At 44.1% G+C, this 17,611-nt stretch carries 16 protein-coding genes; 11 read left to right on the forward strand and 5 right to left on the reverse strand.

Going from position 1 to position 17,611, the window contains the following annotated elements; translation table 11 throughout:
• From R7M92_RS07375 to R7M92_RS07385, 3 genes are read left to right on the forward strand one after another with little or no spacing between them, the layout of a single operon-like run.
• Entirely contained in the window at positions 1-849 is an 849-nt protein-coding gene (locus R7M92_RS07375; RefSeq protein WP_009698234.1) for an ABC transporter ATP-binding protein, read from the forward strand.
• Positions 839-2,353: an ABC transporter substrate-binding protein gene (locus R7M92_RS07380; protein WP_318133021.1), complete on the forward strand. Its 1,515-nt coding sequence runs from the start codon at positions 839-841 to the stop codon at positions 2,351-2,353. The genes R7M92_RS07375 and R7M92_RS07380 overlap by 11 nt, the downstream gene beginning before the upstream one ends.
• Positions 2,354-2,357: 4 nt before the next feature.
• On the forward strand, positions 2,358-4,112 hold the full coding sequence (locus R7M92_RS07385) for an ABC transporter permease subunit (RefSeq protein ID WP_151515390.1): 1,755 nt from the start codon (positions 2,358-2,360) through the stop codon (positions 4,110-4,112).
• 314 nt (positions 4,113-4,426) lie between these two features.
• Here the strand turns inward: R7M92_RS07385 and R7M92_RS07390 are convergent, their stop codons facing one another.
• Positions 4,427-5,227 carry a hypothetical protein gene (locus R7M92_RS07390; RefSeq protein WP_202599865.1) on the reverse strand — a complete coding sequence of 267 codons (801 nt, stop codon included), beginning with the start codon at positions 5,225-5,227 and terminating at the stop codon, positions 4,427-4,429.
• Positions 5,228-5,514: 287 nt separating this feature from the next.
• Between R7M92_RS07390 and R7M92_RS07395 the strand changes: the two genes are divergently transcribed.
• The gene (locus tag R7M92_RS07395; RefSeq protein WP_258657094.1) at positions 5,515-6,417 is read left to right on the forward strand and encodes a DMT family transporter; all 903 of its coding nucleotides are present in this window, start codon (positions 5,515-5,517) and stop codon (positions 6,415-6,417) included.
• 73 nt (positions 6,418-6,490) lie between these two features.
• Here R7M92_RS07395 and R7M92_RS07400 read toward each other — a convergent pair whose 3' ends face one another.
• Entirely contained in the window at positions 6,491-7,390 is a 900-nt protein-coding gene (locus tag R7M92_RS07400; RefSeq protein WP_053303810.1) for a LysR family transcriptional regulator, read from the reverse strand.
• Positions 7,391-7,537: 147 nt separating this feature from the next.
• Between R7M92_RS07400 and R7M92_RS07405 the strand changes: the two genes are divergently transcribed.
• The 4 genes from R7M92_RS07405 (at position 7,538) to R7M92_RS07420 (ending at position 10,198) form a co-directional block, all read left to right on the forward strand.
• Positions 7,538-8,077 (forward strand): NADPH-dependent FMN reductase, encoded by a 540-nt coding sequence (locus tag R7M92_RS07405; protein ID WP_053303809.1) that lies wholly within the window; start codon positions 7,538-7,540, stop codon positions 8,075-8,077.
• A 10-nt stretch (positions 8,078-8,087) separates the two neighbouring features.
• Positions 8,088-8,552, forward strand: a complete 465-nt coding sequence (locus tag R7M92_RS07410; RefSeq protein ID WP_262596903.1) for a Dps family protein — start codon at positions 8,088-8,090, stop codon at positions 8,550-8,552.
• A gap of 96 nt (positions 8,553-8,648) precedes the next feature.
• On the forward strand, positions 8,649-9,530 hold the full coding sequence (locus tag R7M92_RS07415) for a glutathione S-transferase C-terminal domain-containing protein (RefSeq protein WP_053303807.1): 882 nt from the start codon (positions 8,649-8,651) through the stop codon (positions 9,528-9,530).
• Between the two features lie 32 nt (positions 9,531-9,562).
• Positions 9,563-10,198: a DsbA family protein gene (locus R7M92_RS07420; protein WP_258657099.1), complete on the forward strand. Its 636-nt coding sequence runs from the start codon at positions 9,563-9,565 to the stop codon at positions 10,196-10,198.
• Positions 10,199-10,556: 358 nt separating this feature from the next.
• Here the strand turns inward: R7M92_RS07420 and rcnR are convergent, their stop codons facing one another.
• The gene (gene rcnR, locus R7M92_RS07425) at positions 10,557-10,829 is read right to left on the reverse strand and encodes a Ni(II)/Co(II)-binding transcriptional repressor RcnR (RefSeq protein ID WP_005375370.1); all 273 of its coding nucleotides are present in this window, start codon (positions 10,827-10,829) and stop codon (positions 10,557-10,559) included.
• A gap of 135 nt (positions 10,830-10,964) precedes the next feature.
• On the opposite strand from rcnR, the gene R7M92_RS07430 reads away from it, so the two are divergent.
• A complete protein-coding gene (locus R7M92_RS07430) occupies positions 10,965-12,041 on the forward strand; it encodes a nickel/cobalt efflux protein RcnA (protein ID WP_225455757.1) in 1,077 nt (358 codons plus the stop codon).
• A 549-nt stretch (positions 12,042-12,590) separates the two neighbouring features.
• Positions 12,591-14,150 carry a methyl-accepting chemotaxis protein gene (locus tag R7M92_RS07435; protein ID WP_017635256.1) on the forward strand — a complete coding sequence of 520 codons (1,560 nt, stop codon included), beginning with the start codon at positions 12,591-12,593 and terminating at the stop codon, positions 14,148-14,150.
• 147 nt (positions 14,151-14,297) lie between these two features.
• Here R7M92_RS07435 and R7M92_RS07440 read toward each other — a convergent pair whose 3' ends face one another.
• The gene (locus tag R7M92_RS07440; protein ID WP_047101713.1) at positions 14,298-15,197 is read right to left on the reverse strand and encodes a LysR family transcriptional regulator; all 900 of its coding nucleotides are present in this window, start codon (positions 15,195-15,197) and stop codon (positions 14,298-14,300) included.
• A gap of 141 nt (positions 15,198-15,338) precedes the next feature.
• Here R7M92_RS07440 and accD point away from each other — a divergent pair, with 141 nt between their 5' ends.
• Positions 15,339-16,202: an acetyl-CoA carboxylase, carboxyltransferase subunit beta gene (gene accD, locus R7M92_RS07445; RefSeq protein ID WP_017821534.1), complete on the forward strand. Its 864-nt coding sequence runs from the start codon at positions 15,339-15,341 to the stop codon at positions 16,200-16,202.
• Between the two features lie 31 nt (positions 16,203-16,233).
• On the opposite strand, the gene R7M92_RS07450 is transcribed toward accD, so the two are convergent.
• A complete protein-coding gene (locus R7M92_RS07450) occupies positions 16,234-17,211 on the reverse strand; it encodes a hypothetical protein (protein WP_318133026.1) in 978 nt (325 codons plus the stop codon).
• Positions 17,212-17,611: the final 400 nt, after the last annotated feature.

Consider the following 17,611-nt stretch of genomic DNA (forward strand, 5'->3'; position numbering starts at 1 on the left):
TTGACTAAGCACAACTTGAGCGGGCACACGCAGCCTAAATCGGCGGAAGTTCGCTTTGAGCAAGCCAGTGTTCACTATTACTCCAAACCAAGTTGGTTAGGGGGCAAACCGTTTAAAGCACTCGAACAATTGGATCTTGCCATCGACACAAAGAATATTGCGATTGTTGGTCCTTCTGGTGCGGGTAAATCGACTTTGATTGAGCTTCTGTTTGGTCTTCGTAAACCCACATCTGGTGAAGTGTATGTGTGTGGTTATCCGTTATCGCGTAGCTCGGCTAAGCAGCGACAAGAGTTGTGTCAGCACATTCAGCTGATTCCGCAAGAGCCGCAATCGAGCTTGAATCCGTACTACACCGTTCGCCAGATCTTACTGGAGCCGCTAAGCAACATTGGTTTGACGCAAGAGCTTAACGAGAAGGTGGAAAAGGTCTTAGCGGATGTCGGTTTGGATCTCACATTGCTAGATCGCAACCCGCAGCAATTATCAGTTGGGCAAGCGCAACGTGTGGCTATCGCCAGAGCTTTAATTGTTGAGCCTTGCGTGTTGGTTGCCGATGAGCCAACCAGCAGCCTAGATCCCGTCAGTCGTAAACAGATTCTCGACTTGTTGGCAGGCATTCAAAAGAGTCGTCAGATGCGCCTGATTTTGGTGACACACGACCTCGATGCGGCACAAACCCTATGCGATGAAATCCTGGTGTTAGACAAAGGACGCGTTGTCGAGCACGGAACGGCACAGAACGTGACAAATAACCCATCGCACTTGATCACGAGAGCCTTGATGAGCGCTCAACACAAAAGTAATGAATTCACAAAAACCATTGGAGAGGTTTCTTATGCACCTTAGTACTCCCAAGTTAGCTTTGTCGCTGGCTTTAAGCGCACTGCTGACGGGTTGTTTTGACTCTGGCGAAAGCAAGCCAGAAGCGGAAAAAGCAGCTGCACCGCAAGCGACGGAAATTCGCGTTGCCATGATGCAACCACCACGCACAGGTTTGTCGCCACTTTCAGATGACGCGTTCAAACTGTCACGTTGGAGCACGGCAGAAACGCTGGTGAACCTAAACGATCAGTCGGTAGCAGAGCCTATGCTGGCAACAGAGTGGGAACAAGTTGACCCGATGACGTGGCAATTTACGGTACGTAAGGGCGTGAAATTCCACGATGGTTCTGACCTTGATGCCAACGCGGTTGTGAACTCTCTACAAAAAGCATTAGATGCCGCACCTAAGCCACGCATTTTGGATGGTATCGAATGGCAAGTTCGCGCATTGGACGACTTCATTGTTGAAATCAAAACGACCTTTAACGATCCATTGTTGCCAAGCCGTCTATCTAGCCCACAGTTAGCGATCCTTTCTGGTGCTGCATACCAAGAAAACAGTCGTGTTGTGCCAATCAATGCGGGTACGGGTCCATTCGTTCTGACAGAAATCAACGGCACAACCAGCGCGAAACTGAAGCGTTTTGACGGTTATTGGGGCGAAAAAGCAAAAGTAGACAGTATCTTTGCTGAATACGTACCAAACGGTTTTGCTCGTGCTGCTGCACTACGTACCGGTGAGGCGGATGTAGTTGAAGCCGTTCCTGTTTCGCAAATCGCGATGATGGAATCTTCACAGCTGCACGAAGTCGCCATGCCACGTACCAACACGCTTTACCTAAACAATAAATCAGATGTGTTTAGCCAGTTCGGTTTGCGTAAAGCAGCGGCTCAAGCGGTTAACCGTGAGCAAATCATCAAAACGGTTTACGAGAACCACGCCGACTCAGCGAAAGGTTTGTTAGGTCCTGCATTGGCATGGGCTCAACCAATTCGTGATGCGAACCCTCGTATGGAAACTATGGAAATGCGCCACGCGAATGGTGAGAAGATCACCATTGGTACGTTTACCGACCGTGCAGAGTTGCCAGAAGTGGCGGTGCTCCTAAAGCAACAACTTGAAGCGGCTGGTTTTGTGGTTGAACTAGACGTTCGTGAATACGCACAAATCGAAAACGATGCACTAGCAGGTAAGTTCGATGCGTTCTTGTTGTCACGTGCAACAGTGCTGGATTCTGGTGACCCAGTGGCGTACATGCAAAGTGACTTTAGCTGTAAAGGTTCTTACAACCTAGGTCAGTTCTGCTCTGAAGAAGTGGATGCTGCATTGAAACACGCTGATCGTCAGCCATTGGGTGAGAAACGCCAACAAGCGATCATCGAAGCAGAAAGCAAAATCCTTGAGCAATACGCTGTGATTCCACTGCTTCACGAGCGCGTAATCCAAGGTGAGAGTGACCGCGTGAAGAACGCACAACGTGACCCACGTGAGCGTCGCCTGATCGACCAGTTTACTGAGGTGAACTAACTCGATGTCGTCTGTTGCCAACATGCGCTCTCGTTGGAGCGCTTGTATGCCTGAATGGTTTACGCGTTTTTTGTCGCGCTTCCTGTCACTCGGGGTAGTGGTTGTGCTGGTGGGTTTGATGCCGGATATTGCAGGTATCGATCCAAGCCAATCAATCCTCCGTGCCCGTGCGGGGGCTCAACAATTGCTGACGGCAGAAGCTCTGCAAGCAATTCGAGAAGATCTTCAACTTGACCGCAGCGCTGCTGAGCGACTGTGGGATTGGTTGACGCTTGCCATGCAAGGTGACTTAGGTGTCTCTTGGGTGAGCGGGGCGTCCGTCATGGAGAGCGTTCAACAAACCGCAAAAACGTCACTATTACTGATGCTTACAGCGTTAGGTATGGCATTTGTAATGTGTATGGCGAGCGTGCTTTACACCGTGCGTCGTTGGCAACAGAATCGTTTAGACAAGCATCATGACACGCTCAGTTCGGTGTTGGTCTCATTGCCGGAATACGTGATTGCTTCATTGCTGATCATGGTATTTTCCATTTGGTTGGGTTGGTTCCCACCTTATGGTTGGCAAGGCGTGCAAAACCTCTGGCTACCCAGTTTGGCAATGGCATTGCCTGCTGCTGGTTTGTTCGGGCGCTTGCTCAATGACAGCCTCAAGCGTGTACTAGATGAGCCTTGGGTGATCACTTGGCTATCGGCGAACGTCAGTAAGTTTCAAATCTTACGCTTTGCCTTATGGCGTGCCGTTAGTAACTTGATTCCTCAAATCGCAATGACGGTGATTGGTTTAACCGGCGGCGCGGTTGCTGTGGAACAAGTGTTTTCCATTCCGGGTATCGGACGACTAATCTTAGGCGCAGCGAAGTCACAAGATCTGCCAATGCTGCAAGGTGGCTTGTTGGTGTTGCTGGTGTTCTCGATGTTGATCAGCAGTGCGAGCATCTTATTGCAACGTTGGTTACTCGGGCACAGTGTCACAAGTGGCAAGCTGATCAGCAGTCACAGTACGTTCCGTTTTACCCAAAGCACCACCAAACGTATCGTCAGTGCCACAATCTTTGCCTTGCTGATTGGTTGTGCTGGATGGGCGTTAATGCGCGATCCTTACACCATCCAATTTACCCGCCTTGAATCGCCAAGCTTAGCAGCACCGTTTGGTGCCGATGCGGTCGGGCGAGATCTGCTTGCTCGTGTTGGCGGCGGTATGATGTCGACAATCAAAATGGGCATCATCGCAACGTTCCTCAGTTTGGTGATTGGTTTGCTGCTCGGCTTCGTGACTCGTTATAGCCAAGGCTTAATTGAGATCACCAAAGGTGTGCCATACATTGTGGCGGGTCTGCTGATTGCGGGTCTAACGGGGATGAACCCAAACAGTGCCTTGATTGCGATTGTTATGGTGTCATGGGCACCATTAGCGGCGCACTGTGCGAGCTTGTTGATGGAAGCCAAAGCGCAGCCATATACGCATCTTGCGCCCATTTGGGGAACCAGTCAGTGGCGAGTACTCCGTTACTACTTGTTGCCTTATGTGCTGCCGCCATTGATTCGTCACGCGTTTCTGCGTTTGCCATACATTACGCTCAGCCTGACGTCTCTGAGTTTTATCGGACTTGGCGTTAAGCCGCCCGAACCTGAGTGGGGCTTATTGATTGCGGAAAACTTGCCTTACATAGAGCGCTCACCATTGGGTGTCTTGCTGCCAATCTTAGGCTTAGTTTTGATGGCAATTGCGGTGAATTTGATTTTTGATGACAAGTGACGAGCAGCGATAAAGCGAAGTGAGCTTCCATATCCCAGATGTAATCAGTAATTTGGTAATTTAGAAAACAAAAGGATGTGTTTTCTGCCAGAAAGTACACAGCACGGTCTATGTATATTGGAAGCGCTCAATCCCCACTTATTACCTATACAGTTGGCTTTTCTATCGCTAAGCTGTTGCTAGTTAAAGAAAAGTTATACTTACCAAGGACACTTCGTTAACCAAAGGAGTGATATCCCCCAAAAATGAAAAAAGACTCAGCAAGTAAGCCGAGTCATTTTTTTCGTTAGTCTTGGTTTGTCGTACTTTTGATATTAATCCAGTAGCTTTGGAATATCGCCGCTGAAGTCGATCCATGAGTTAGTACCCAGCGTTTCCGTACCTTCAACACTCGGCTCTTCATAACGCATAACAAAGTTTTTAGGGCCGTGTGCATAAGCGACAACCAAGCCATAAGGTGCATCTAAGAACCCACCATGAGGTACGAGACCTGGGTAGCTGATTCGCCACGCATCACCATCTAGTGAGACGTGACTCAGCGTCAGTTTACCAATCACATTGTCTGGTAATACAAAGAACCAAGTCCATGGCCCACCAGACACGATGGTCATCACTTCATCGATACCTACGCCATTCTCTGAGCTATTAACATGTAACTTGCCGAATTTTTCTTGTAGAAAGTGCATAACTTCTGGAGTCATTGCTTTCATATCATAAACCTTTGGATATGGAGCAACGCCTACTTCAGACGTCGATAGGAAACCGCCTCTGTGTGCCTCTGGTAATCGGCCAGCTTTTTCGATTTGATCCAGTAAGTCACCACGGTGCATAGAAAATAGTGAGATTAGTTTTTCACTTTCTTCCTTTGTAATAGCTCTTTTTTTGGATATTTCCAGAATAGGTTTGGCTTCTTCAGGCAGCGAAACGGTACTAACTCGCACACCAATAGTTTTGAGCACTTCGTTGACCTTCTCAACGCCTTGAGTTGGCGCTCTACCATCACTGTAAGACAGAGTCAGCTGACCCTCTGTTGACATTGTTTTTGCTACGCTTTGTGCGATCGGCATAGTGGCAATCATGCTCACTAATACTAAATTGATCCATTTTTTCATCATTCGGTCTCCTGCTTGATTATAGGACGATGAGTTGTGTTTTCAGGCCTAAGTGTAGAAGTCGCGCTAAATCAGATAAACAGCACTCAGGTAAACAAATTGTTTACCAATAGTGAACTGACGATGTGGAGGTGTATTAATAAGGAGTCAATTACTACAAACTATTTCTCTTTGGTAAACAGTTAAGTTACTAAATGGAGCTTTAATTACTCAATGCGGCTGTTATGGTTAAGTCTTTAGTGCTTGAGCACTAGTAGAGTATTTATCCCCTTAAAATAGATGGCCTTGATGTGAAAAATATTAAATATCACCTTTTGTCCTTATTAGTGACAGCGCTGGTTGCAGGATCTTTTTTATCTTCAGAAAAACTATCCGGTGTAATCAATCCATTCTCCTTAACGTTATTGAGATTCCTGCTTGCAGCACTGGTATTGTTTCCTTTTATTCTGACAAAGAAGCATCGCATCAAAATGGCAAAAGATGTGTTTCCAAGAAGTCTTATCATGAGCCTTTTCTTTGCGATCTTTTTTATATGTATGTTCATGGCTTTGCAGACAACCACGGCATTAAACACAGGCACACTGTATACATTAGTGCCATTTATTACTGCCATTGTTAGTGTTTTCCTCTTTAAGGAAAAATTATCTATTCAGATGCTTGGCGTTTATTTGGTAGGGACTGTCGGGACATGTTGGGTGGTTGTGAAAGGAGATTTAGAGACATTATTGAAACTAAACCTCAACAAAGGAGATATTTTGTTTTTGCTCGGGTGTATGTCTATGGTGTGTTTTTCTGTCTCGATGAAAGTTTTTCATCGTGGAGAAGAAACCATTGTTACCGTGTTTTGTACTTTGATTGGCGGTGCCTTCTGGATGTTGCTGGCATTGTTTGTATTCCATCAACCACTAGACTGGTTTGCATTAAATGCCGAGCTTACCTTGCACATGCTATACCTCGCTTTGTTTGCGACATTGCTCTCAACCTTTATCATCCACAAAGCCACCGTTGTACTGGGGCCTGCAAAAGTGATGGCTTATATTTATTTAAGTCCTGTATTTGTTGCTTTTATCATGTTGTTATTTGATGGAAAGAGTATACCCACAGCTGTATATCCTGGTATTGCACTATCCATTCTTTCTACTGTGGTATTGCAAGTGTCGAATAGTCAGGCCGAGCGAAATCAAGTCTGTTGAAAAATCTGGCCACCTTCTCACAAAGGTTGCGTTTTCATGCTCAGGTAATCAATTTGACAGGAGAAGATGAAGGCTAGTGCTGTTTGTTTTCGAAGTGTTTAACGACAAAATCAATAAAAGTTCTGACTTTTTGAGATTGCTCTTTATGGAAAGGATAAACAACATACAGTGAATGCCTATCAGCTTGCCACATCGATAAAACCTCAACTAATTCCCCAGATTCTAACTCGCCTTTAACGAATAAATCCGGCAGCAATAAAATACCATGGCCTGAGCACGCTGTTTGCTTGAGCGCTAATCCATTGTTTACTACATAAGAACTTGATTGAAGCTCGATCTCTTTGACTTCATCCTCATTTCTGAATAGCCAACGTCTTGCTGACGAAGAAAAACTGTATATGAGGCACTTATGATGAGCGAGATCTTCTGGCTTAAGAATCTCGCTGGATTTTGAAAGATATTCAGGAGAAGCGCAAAGCACTCGTCTCATATCGATAAGCTTTCGGGATCTTAAACTAGAATTGCTTAATTCTCCCCCTCCTCGAATCGCTATATCAATGCCTGAGTCGATGAGATCGACATATTGGTCACTCATGACAACTTCAATAGACAAATCAGGATATTGGTGCATGAATTCACAAATGATGGGGTTAATTTCTAAAATTCCTAACGACATAGGAACGCTTATTTTCAGTGATCCTTTTAACGTATGAGACGACTCGATGACTGACAAATCAGCATGTTTCAAATCATCTAATATGTTGCAAACCTGATTGTAGTAAAGTTGACCATTATCCGTTATGTGCATGTTACGCGTAGTTCGGTTTATCAGAGGGCTTTTAAGATAGTCTTCCAACTCATTGATATTCTTACTAACTGCTGCTTTTGACAGACTTAAATCTTCAGCTGCTGCTTTGAAGCTTCCCAGTTCCACAACCCTTCTGAAAACGGTTAGCGCCCTTATTTTATCCACTTCGACCTCATTTAAACTCTTATTGTTTACCAAAAGTAAACTATTTAGTTACTAACATATAGTTTATTCACCAATGCTAGTCAATTAGTATTTATTGTAATCACCAACACTGAGGTGTTGACCTTAAATACCTAACAGGACTAACTCATGAAAAAGATACTCGCGCTCTCGGGAAGTAATCACAGTCAGTCAATCCATAATACTCTGATTCGTTCCTTGGCTGAAAAAGCCACCCAAACTAAAGTGACCATCATCGAATTAAAAGATTTCGATTTGCCAATGTATGGCATTGATGCAGAGTCAAAAGGTATACCAGCCGACGCCATCACATTGAGACAAATGATGAATGAACACGATGCGCTGATTATTGCTTCTCCTGAGCACAACGGCTCTATGCCCGCATTTTTAAAGAATGTCATTGACTGGCTTTCACGTGTTGCTGAATCAGGTAAATCCTTCTTTGGTGACGATAAGAAACCCGTTCTTTTAGTCAGTACTTCTCCTGGACCGAATGGCGGTGCGACCAATCTCAGAACGATGGCGGAGCTAATGCCATGGTGGGGTGGCGACGTTAAAGGAATCTACAGTTTAGGGAGTTATCAGGAGAAAATTCACGATGGTGAGTTTGACGTAGCGACTAAAGTTGAACTGGAAGCGCTGATGTCTTCCTTTGAAAACGCACTATAGGAGCGTAGGTATGAAAGTGGATATTGGTATAAACGAACAGGATCGTGTTGTGATTGGAGAAGCGCTTAAACGCCTTCTGGCAGACTCCTACACTTTGTATTTGCAAACGCATAATTTCCATTGGAACGTTACTGGCCCCCAATTTCGCGAGCTACATCTTATGTTTGAAGAGCAATACAACGCATTGGCAATCGCCGTCGATGACATTGCTGAGCGAGTCCGAACACTAGGTGAAGTTGCGCCAGGGACTTACAAAGCGTTCGCCGACCTTAGCTCAGTTTCTGAAGTAGATGGCGTGCCCTCAGCAGAACAAATGGTGTCTATTCTTGTTGGTTCTCATGAGCAAGTGATCAAGACTTGCCGAGACGTTCTGAAATTGGCTCAGGATGGGGATGATGAATCTTCTGCTTCATTGGTTTCTGATCGAATGCGAGAGCATGAAAAAACAGCCTGGATGTTACGTTCAATGCTGTGAGTCAAATTCGTCGCTGTATACCTTAACAATGTAACGTTGAGCGAAAGCTCGCGTTATTACATATGTTTCCTTAGTTTAAGTATGTAGGTGCACCCCATGGCTGTTTTAGAAAAAGGGATTTGGTATCCAAATAAAGAAGTAAAAGACCTGTCTCATGAGGACAGCTTTGAATTGCCAAAAGTCGCTGAGCAAGGGCGTTATCACTTGTACATGTCGTTTGCTTGCCCTTTTGCCCATCGGCCTTATCTGGTGATCAATTACCTAGGATTGAATGACGCAATAACTGTTTCTTCTGTTGCAGCAAAGCGATATTCCGACGGATGGTTATTTGACGATGCTAACTCAGATCCTTTGTACGGCTCTCAAAACTTGATAGAGCTTTACCAACGAGCAAATCCAAATTACACGGGAAGAGTAACAGTACCGATACTATGGGACAGACAAGATCATGCAATTGTAGGTAATGATTCCTCTGCGATAGCGATGGAGCTTGCTACCAACTGGCTACCTTTAGCTAAGAACAAAGTTGAGTTGGTTCCAGATAGTCTGCGAGAAGAAATAGAAAAGCTCAACGAGTGGTTACACGTCAATGTGAATCGAAAGGTCTACCACGTTGGTTTTGCCACAGAGCAGGCAGAATATGATCTAGCCAGTGACACCTTATTTGATGCTATGGAGCAGTTGAACAACAGGCTAAGTCAAACTCGTTATCTGTATGGTTCGAATATCACACTATCGGATCTGTTTCTGTTACCCACACTTGTCAGGTTTGAAGCCGTTTATGAAGTTCACTTTAAGGCCAATAAAAAGCCACTAAAAGCCTTCGATAACCTTTACCAGTATATGCTGGATTTACTCAGTCATGAGAGCATCAGAAAAACGATCGATATCGAGTACATGAAGTTGCATTACTACTTCTCGCACAAGCACATTAACCCTTATGGAATTGTTCCAGCAGGACCGGTCATTAGTTGGTAAGCCAGTAATACTTTCAATCTTGGAGAAAAGTAATGAGCAAAAAAATTAGAGTCGATTTTTTTCACGACGTCATTTGTGGGTGGTGTTATGTTTTGTCACCTCGACTACGCCAGCTTGAAAAAGAGTTTAATTTAGATATCCATCATCATGCATTTGCTTTGTCTGCCTCACGGGAAGAAATGATTGGCAAGTTTGGCTCAATGAAACAAGCGAAGCAAATTATTCTGGGACACTGGGAGCAATGTGCGCGTGCCGACGATAAAAAGCGCGTAAACGTAGAAGGGATGCGTCAGCAGACGTTTGAATACCCATTTTCAACGCCAGGTTTGGTGGCATGTAAGGCGGCTGAACAACAGGGAGGATCCAGTGCTTACTGGGACTATTTTGATGCTGTTACACATGCACATATGAGTGAAAACAGAAATATTGGTGATTTGGACGAGCTTACAGAAATTGCTGGTGAGGTTGGGCTGAATAAGGCTCGTTTTCTTGAGGACTTTGCTTCTCCGGAGCGACAAGCTGAGATACAGCGTGATAGAAAGTTGGCTCAAGAATATGACATCACTTCTACGCCAACGTTGGTTATCAATAAAGGGTGGGTTGTACCGGGTGCTCTCGGTATCAATACATTGCGTAAAACATTAAAAGAGCTCACAAATAAAGTTTGAGTCCCAAGAAAAGCCTTTTCAAATTTTCACAATGCCTTTTGCCAGCTAGATAGCTGGCTTTTTTCAATTTGTGTGAGTTAAAGTTATCCATCTGATGGATATAAGTACTTTCAACCTGAATAGATTTTGCCCCTATGTGTATCAAGTCGGTTCTGGTTCAAGTTGCAGCCAGAATGATTGATGTGAGCATTATTAGGGAATTTACGGCACTAAGTGAGGTTGTTACGGAATATATTGTTATGTAAATGGTAGGTAGTATGGTCTATATCTGCCATTGCTATTTCCCGCTTAGTAAGCGATTACCTATAAAGGATCTATTCGAGTTTAACCCTAGTGATTTTACTCTAGCGAAGTAGGGTTACTTTATATAAGAGTCCAGTACTTTTAATACGACTTCCATATCTTTTTCACGTTGAGTTTTGTCTTCCTCAAGTACGACGTGTTCAAGTAAGTGACCTTTAATTACTTCTCGCATCAAACCATTTACTGCTCCCCGAATAGCGGCAATCTGCTGCAACACATCTTGGCATTCATGCTCTTCTTCCAGCATTTTTTTAAGTCCATTCACCTGACCCTGTATTTTACTGACTCGAGTGTTGAGCTTCTTTTGATCTCTGGTTGTATGCGACATGTCTTATCTTCTTTACGTTACGGGCCGAGTTATTCTAACTGATAATGTAGCACTCAATTTATACTGGGGGGTAGTATTTAATACTAGGGGGGAGTATAGTTTGCGATAAATTAGAATCAACAACAGAGAACAACAATGGATTTTGTCGCGTTACTACAACAAGGTAATGGGTGGTTCTTTATTCCCAGTGCCATTTTGCTTGGCGCCTTGCATGGTTTAGAACCTGGGCACTCTAAAACGATGATGGCGGCGTTCATTGTCGCGGTGAAAGGAACGGTCAAACAAGCCGTGATGCTGGGTTTAGCTGCCACACTTTCTCACACTATAATTGTATGGTTAATCGCTGTTGGCGGGATGTATATTAGCCAGAAATTCACCGCTGAAGCGGCTGAACCATGGATGCAACTTATCTCTGGGGTCATTATCGTGACAACCGGCGTATGGATGTTTTGGCGGACATGGAGCGATGAGCGAGCTTGGAACAAAGCTCAGGATCATGCTCGCGACTGGACGACGCAAGTTGTGGATACAGGACATGGGCATGTTTCGCTTTCGATTACACAGGAAGGGGAGCATCACCGTTTCCAATTGCGAACACTCAGCGGTAAACCTTTAACTGCTGAAGGTATCAAGGTTTCGGTATCGAGTGATGGTTATCAACCTGCTGATATCTATCACTTTATAGAGCGTGATGGATACTTGGAATCGGCGTCTTGCATTGAAGTCTCTAATGGACTTTCTGTCACTTTGATCATCGGGCACCATGATCATACCCATGACTTTGATGTACATTTCCGTTCTGGTTCTCATTTAGAAAGCGAAGATAAGGAATATCAAGATGCTCACGAACGCGCTCACGCTTTAGACATTCAAAAACGCTTTGAGAATCGAGACGTGACGAATGGGCAAATTCTGCTGTTTGGATTAACGGGCGGTTTGATTCCATGCCCTGCTGCGGTAACGGTTTTGCTTATCTGTTTGCAGCTTAAGGCAATGACTCTTGGTGCGACTTTAGTTGTGTCATTCAGTATTGGCTTAGCCTTGACTCTGGTTGCTGTTGGCGTTGTGGCAGCATTGGGCGTGCAAAAAGCGACATCTAAATGGAGCGGTTTGAATGATGTTGCACGTCGAGCTCCTTACTTATCGGGCGTCTTGATCAGTGCAGTTGGTTTATACATGGGTATGCATGGATACATATCGCTGACGAGTTAAACTCTGTGATAAAGACTCTTTTCCTTTCTTTTTGTATGGGTAATGGCTTCATGCCTTGGTTTGCATGTTTTGCTGCCGATTCTTGATTGAGAATCACTCGATCCGACATCGCTGCCATATCTACAAACCAAGTCATTCTCGCTTCACCAAGCATCTCGGATTACAACCGCTGCAATTGTGGCTCTAATATCTGAACCTGAGATACTAAATGATAAAACGGGAGCACTGACCACAGCGCTCCCGACGGCAAAACGCTAATTAGAACTCTTTTCTTTAATGTTCGATACCAATTTGGTCGCATAGTTAAATTTAACTATGCAAACGTTTCCTTTTGCGTACTCGTCCCTTCGCCAAACCTCGTAGAAATGTGACGTTTTGAAGACTTTTTTTCCTTCTGTCTAAAGTAATCGGGAACCAAGCAGATACATAGTTATAAAGTTATGTCTTGCTCTGCCAAACAGACCCAAAATGCAGTTTGGTTGGTTTTGGAGAAGAAAGGCTTAGCGCTCGATTAATGAGCATCAATTGAATTGTATTGAGACAATTATAATGAAAAGAATCATCTTATTAGCAGTCTGCGCCATGTTTGGTATTGCTGTCGTGGCGAGTATGGCATCAACGTACCTAATTTCGAGTCAGAAAATCGATGACATCATCTTAAACAAATCCCAAGTTCAAGCTGAGTTTCTAGCGGGAAATGCGAGTTATATATTGGAGAACTCAGCCAATCCAATGCAAGATTTACAATCGCTTGTTGAGGGGCTGAAACAACGTTCAGACGTGAGTTATGCCGTTGTAATTGACCGTAACGTAACGGCAGTAGCCCACAGTGATAAGCACAAGCTGAACAAAACCTATAACGATGAATATACTGTTGAAGGCGCGACGAGAGGTGTTCAACAGTACTCAAAGTGGTATGCCGATGTCCAGAAAGTATGGGTGTTTGACATCATGGCACCAATTTATGTGGATGGTCAGTTATACGGTACTTTTGATATTGGTATTCCTATTACCGAAGTGAGCCAAGCGACGAATGGAATTATTACTTACCAGTTGATCTCTATGGTGGCGATCTTCGTTATGTGTGTTTTGATTCTGTCACTTCTGCTAAATAAACTGATGAGACCGCTTTCTGCGCTTAAAGACGCTCTACAAGACATCTCAAAAGGAGACGGAGACTTAACCGTTCGTTTGCCAGCGAAAGGTAATGACGAAGTCGCGCAAATTTCTTCTGCTTTCAACGTTTTTGTTGGGAAAGTACATGAGATTATTACACAAGTTGTAAATACTGGTGTGGAGCTTAATAGTTCAGCTGTCGCTTTGCGTGGGCAATCTCAACAAGCGCTCACAAGAGGGCAAGAGCAGAACGAGCAAACCATGCTGGTTGTCACATCCATGAACGAAATGATTGCGACGGTCAATGAAATTGCCTCCAATGCTGCCGGAGCAGCAAATGCTGCGAGTGCAGCAAGTAATGAAGCGCAAGATGGCTACACGACGCTAGAAAGAACCAAAACGGCGATGACGAATCTTGAAAACGAGATGAACAGCACTTCCAACATTATCGTGAGTCTTGCTGAAAATACTCAGTCGATTGGTAGTATTCTAGAGGTGATTAGAGGTATTTCGGAGCAAACCAATCTATTGGCTCTCAATGCGGCTATCGAAGCGGCACGCGCTGGTGATGCCGGCCGAGGTTTTGCAGTAGTCGCTGATGAAGTTCGCAACCTAGCGACTAAAACGGCTCATTCTACCGATGAAATTGACAATATGATTCACCAGCTACAAACTGAAGCTCAAAGTGCGGTGAATTCAATGAGTAATAGTAAGACTCTTATTGAAGAAGGAACGGCAGAAACCGAGTTAGCTCGACAGGCTTTAGAAGCAATAGCTGCACAAGTGACGACTATTTCAGATATCAATACTCAAGTAGCAACCGCAACAGAACAGCAATCAACGGTAGCAAACGAAATTAATATGAACATGGATACCGTCAGCCACTCAGTGAAAAGTGCGCTAACAGCGAGTGAGCAACTAGAAGAATCAAGTCAACAACTCGCGGAGCTATCGCGAACACTCGATCGTCACGTAGGAGCGTTTAGAATCTAAACGCCAACTGACCCTCTTTAATAAAAGCCAGTAAATGTTAATTGCTGGCTTTTTTATTTGAAAAAATCGAGTCTCAAATCGCTTAGCGGTGTTTGTCCTTTCTAGACGATAAAACAGAATACGATAAATTAGTTGAGTAAAGCTTAGCTAGGCGTTAAGTTTTGCGTTTTGCTTTAAATGTTCAACAAACATAGATATTTTCTTAGCTACATGTTTTCTTGACGAGTAAAAGGCGTAAAGCACTAAATCCTCAGGTTCGTACTCTAGAGTGACGATTTCTAGCTCACCATTTTTGATCTCATTTTGGCATGACTCAATTGGCAATATTGCGTATCCAAGCCCTGATAACGCGCCATATCTGGCGAGATGACCGCTGTTTACTTTGAATGAAGATTGCACAGTTTGAGTAATATGGCCCCCAGCAGGGTTTCTGAATACCCATGGTGCACCATTTACTGCGGTAAGCGTCGTGATGCAGGGAACATGACTTAGATCCGTAATTTTGTAAGGGGTGGCGTATTTCTCAATTAGTTGAGGCGCGGCTAAAATGGCACTGGGCCAGCGTTTTATCTCTCTCGCCACCCAGTTACTGTCTGACAAAGTCCCTCTATGAAAACTCAAAATGACATCAAAGCTGTCAATAACATCATCTTTAGGGTTTAGCGTTGTATCGCAAGACAAAGAGATTGACGGGTATTGCGTGCAAAAGGTGACAACCGCTTTGGCGAGTACAGGTGTGTCTGGCATAAGAATTCGCAGTTCCCCTGTTACCGTGTGTGAGTGGCGCGTTACCGTTTCTAGTGCGGCGTTGAGTTGCTCCAATAACGGACGAGTGCTGCTATAGAGCTCTTCTCCAGCCTCGGTAGGCGTCATTCGCCTTGTTGTTCTATTGAACAACCTAATGTTTAACTTTTCTTCAAGCAGGGCAATGTGTCGGCTGATATTTGATGTTGGTATATTCAAACACTCAGCGGCTCGCTTAAAGCTGTTGTTCTCATAAACACAGTGAAAACTTTTTAACCAGATTTGGTCAACGTTATCAAACATTTCATTATCCCACTTTATTGGATTATCAAGCCAGCATATCGCACTTTATCCCTGTACTAAGTTACATACAATTTTATTTACAAGTTTAAGCGAACAAACAACGAGATATCGCGCTAGAACGTAATCAATAGTGGTGAATTTATGAGCTGGTTAGAACGGTTATTTGAGAATAAAAATATAATAGGTTCGCGCAAAGCGTCTATCCCTGAGGGCGTTTGGACAAAGTGTCCTGAGTGTGAACAAATACTTTATCGTGCCGCGTTAAAAGAAAATTTGGAAGTATGCCCTAAATGCTCATATCACATGAGAATGGCTGCGCGTCAAAGGTTGATCTCTTTTCTGGACCATGGAACACAACAAGAGTTGGCAAGTGAGTTGGAGCCACAAGATATTTTGGGTTTTAAAGACTTAAAGCGATATAAAGAGCGAATTGCTTTAGCACAGAAAACGACTGGAGAAAAAGATGCGTTGGTGGTGATGGAGGGCAAGTTATTGGGGCTGCCTGTTGTTGCGTGTGCATTCGAATTCTCTTTCATGGCAGGCTCGATGGGCGCAGTGGTTGGCGAGAAGTTTGTCCGAGCAGTTGAAAGCGCAATTAATACAAAATCTGGGTTAGTATGTTTTTCCGCTTGCGGAGGGGCGCGCATGCAAGAGTCTTTGGTGGCTCTCATGCAAATGTCAAAAACCAGCGCCGCGTTAAACCACTTATCTGAGCACAGATTACCCTATATCTCAGTATTGACGGACCAAACTTATGGTGGCGTCTCGGCGAGTTTAGCCATGTTAGGAGACATCAATATTGGTGAACCTAAAGCAAGTATTGGCTTTGCGGGAAGACGGGTCATTGAGCAAACGGTACGTGAAAAGTTACCAGACGAGTTTCAGCGAAGTGAATTTTTACTAGCGCATGGTGCGTTAGATATGATTGTCGATAGACGTGAAATGCGCGATCGCGTTGGCCGCTTACTGGCTAAGTTAACCAACGCGAGGGTGGTCTCAGAATAGGTTGTATTAAAGTTAGACTTAGTACTTGCGTTTATTGAGCCGTAATCATTACAAACCGTTCATTTTGCCCCCATCTTGGTTCCGCATTCATTAGGCTGAGATCCAACGCCGTTTGGTATGGGTCAACAGCAAAATGGTCGCTTACTAACCCCCAGAGCATCCAGTTGATTGCGGTTTCATTCTCGGTAAGCTCTTCGAGTGGCGCTTGGAGGAAAAAGTACTCATCTTCGCCATCGTAACCGAGCCGATCATAGATAATGTTGCGTAGCTCTCGATCCAAATCATGTTGGAGGTTGATTGAGTCGTACAGTTGCTCTTCTGTTGGGCCATTCTCATGGTGATAAACATTGCGTTTTGACTCTTTGTGTAAAGTACCTGCGCCAGTTTCAATGCTTACTTTCTTTTGCGAGTGTTGCTCAAGAACTTGAATGATTTCATCCTCTAGTTGATCGAGTTTACTCAGCAAAACTTGATTGTTTATGTCACCAGCGGGGGAGGCCATCGTTTGGAAGGCTTTCACTCTCTCGTAGACTGCTTTCCCGTGAGGAAGGGCTGCAAAACACTGTTCTTGAAGCGCTTCATTGGCTTGCCAAATGCCCGAGTAGAGCTCGTAATCATGTGTATATGGTGGAAGCTCTTCAGTATCTTCCCCTAATAATTCTCGCCAGTGCTTTTGCCACTGTTCTTCGTTTGCGTGTTTTACACGCGCGTATTGCTTAACCCAGCGGTTACGAAGTTTTACCCCAAAAATGGCAAGTCCCCATGGAGCGAGCAAATAAAAATAATAGTGAGAAGAGTTATCCCAAAAGTAACCGTAAACGTAAACACCAAAAGCAAGCACCCAAGTTCCAATAGTACAAGCAATAACCCCGGACATTATTGATGATTGGCGCTTTGTTTCTCTTAATGTATTACCTTCAGAACATAACCAAAAAATGCCGCCAAAAACAAAGGCAAACGTTGTCATGAAGTAGGCAATCCCCGCTCCCCAAAATCCCCAAAGTGACATGTATTATCCCTAGCCAAATATCTGCTTTATTCACTCATCAATGACTGGAGGAGTAAATGTGTTTGATTTGGCGGAGAATTTACCATTAATGCCAACCTTTTGATATGCACTCTATGACTTATTGGGAATGAGTCACAAATAAAAATAGATGGTATCAAGCATCAAAATTTAATTTAGAACCTTTGATTGTCGTGAACTCTATCTGGAAGAGTTAAGGGGGGCGTTTAAGGGCAATTTTCCTCATAAAGTCGTTATTTAGAAAAAGGTAAATTAATGTTTTTATTGATAATTGTGAGTTTTTTTGGAGTGGGACTGCTCCCATTTAATTAGAGTAAAAGACCTATTTTTGGGAGCGGTTTCATAAATTTTATGACACTGATTTCACTGTTTGAGCTGTAAA

It is taken from the genome of Vibrio sp. Vb2880, assembly GCF_033337975.1.
GTDB lineage: Bacteria > Pseudomonadota > Gammaproteobacteria > Enterobacterales > Vibrionaceae > Vibrio > Vibrio alginolyticus.

What these genes read in the sequence shown, in the direction of transcription:
- R7M92_RS07420 (WP_258657099.1), top strand. Translation starts at nt 9,563, where the DNA reads ATGAGCAAAAAAATTAGAGTCGATTTTTTTCACGACGTCATTTGTGGG.
- R7M92_RS07410 (WP_262596903.1), top strand. Translation starts at nt 8,088, where the DNA reads ATGAAAGTGGATATTGGTATAAACGAACAGGATCGTGTTGTGATTGGA.
- R7M92_RS07380 (WP_318133021.1), top strand. Translation starts at nt 839, where the DNA reads ATGCACCTTAGTACTCCCAAGTTAGCTTTGTCGCTGGCTTTAAGCGCA.
- R7M92_RS07430 (WP_225455757.1), top strand. Translation starts at nt 10,965, where the DNA reads ATGGATTTTGTCGCGTTACTACAACAAGGTAATGGGTGGTTCTTTATT.
- accD (WP_017821534.1), top strand. Translation starts at nt 15,339, where the DNA reads ATGAGCTGGTTAGAACGGTTATTTGAGAATAAAAATATAATAGGTTCG.
- R7M92_RS07390 (WP_202599865.1), bottom strand. Translation starts at nt 5,227, where the DNA reads ATGATGAAAAAATGGATCAATTTAGTATTAGTGAGCATGATTGCCACT.
- R7M92_RS07450 (WP_318133026.1), bottom strand. Translation starts at nt 17,211, where the DNA reads ATGTCACTTTGGGGATTTTGGGGAGCGGGGATTGCCTACTTCATGACA.
- R7M92_RS07415 (WP_053303807.1), top strand. Translation starts at nt 8,649, where the DNA reads ATGGCTGTTTTAGAAAAAGGGATTTGGTATCCAAATAAAGAAGTAAAA.
- R7M92_RS07385 (WP_151515390.1), top strand. Translation starts at nt 2,358, where the DNA reads ATGTCGTCTGTTGCCAACATGCGCTCTCGTTGGAGCGCTTGTATGCCT.
- R7M92_RS07440 (WP_047101713.1), bottom strand. Translation starts at nt 15,197, where the DNA reads ATGTTTGATAACGTTGACCAAATCTGGTTAAAAAGTTTTCACTGTGTT.
- R7M92_RS07435 (WP_017635256.1), top strand. Translation starts at nt 12,591, where the DNA reads ATGAAAAGAATCATCTTATTAGCAGTCTGCGCCATGTTTGGTATTGCT.
- R7M92_RS07405 (WP_053303809.1), top strand. Translation starts at nt 7,538, where the DNA reads ATGAAAAAGATACTCGCGCTCTCGGGAAGTAATCACAGTCAGTCAATC.
- rcnR (WP_005375370.1), bottom strand. Translation starts at nt 10,829, where the DNA reads ATGTCGCATACAACCAGAGATCAAAAGAAGCTCAACACTCGAGTCAGT.